This window comes from Mesorhizobium sp. M2A.F.Ca.ET.037.01.1.1, assembly GCF_003998075.1.
GTDB lineage: Bacteria > Pseudomonadota > Alphaproteobacteria > Rhizobiales > Rhizobiaceae > Mesorhizobium.
The window spans coordinates 1-795 of the sequence record NZ_RZSA01001596.1 but is presented as its reverse complement, the minus strand read 5'-3'; the positions used below and the strand labels follow the sequence as shown (position 1 = coordinate 795).

1 protein-coding gene is annotated in these 795 nt (G+C 65.4%); it reads right to left on the bottom strand.

Annotated elements, in window-relative coordinates:
- A partial coding sequence (locus EOA27_RS38610; RefSeq protein WP_127258992.1) for an integrase occupies positions 1-795 on the bottom strand: 795 nt, incomplete at both ends.

The following is a 795-nucleotide window of genomic DNA, read 5'->3' as shown; positions in this document are numbered from 1 at the left end:
ACGTAGCGTTCCTCGATGTCCGCGGAGGAGGCAAGCCCGGCGCGCAGCGAGTGCCCTGAGAACAGCAGCGCACGCTCCGCTTCCGGAAGATCGGAGCGGACGCCGGCGCCGAGCGCCGTCTGCTTGACCAGGCGGGCGACATGCTTGTCGGAAAGTCGTTCGACGTCGACGGTCTTGTTGTCTTTGAAGATGCGCCGGAACAGCGGACCGCGCGCGATCCTTCCGAGCCTGATCCAGGTTTCCAGCGCGACAACCGGGCAAGACAAATCGCTGGAGCCGCGGCCGACCTCGACCTCACGCCAACCGGTCTTGCCGCGCAGCGTCACCAGCACGCCCTTGTCGGCAAAAATCTCGATCCAGCCGGCGCCGTCGCTCTTGTCGTCGCGCACGACGTCGAGGCCGACGATTTCCGAGCGCCGCAACCCGCCGGCAAAGCCCAGGAGCAAAATAGCGCGGTCGCGCAGCCCGCGCAGATCGTGCCCGAGCGTCGCGATCATTGCCTTGATGTCATCGCCGAGGACGGCCTCCTTCTGCCGTGGCGGCTTTGCGTGTTTTCTGCGGATACCGGCGAGCACGGTGGCAATATGGCGATCGGCACGGTCGAGAGAAAATCCGCGCTGGGTAAAATTCCAGGCCAGGCCGGAGAGGCGCCGCTCGATCGTTGCGACCGAAAGGGCGGGAATGCCACGTTTCGGCTCGCCGGCGGCGGTGCCTGAGGCACAGGCGCTGATATAGAGGCCGATTGTTTGTACCTCTGGGGGCAAGGGCTCAAAACCGTTGCGGCGACACCAGGAC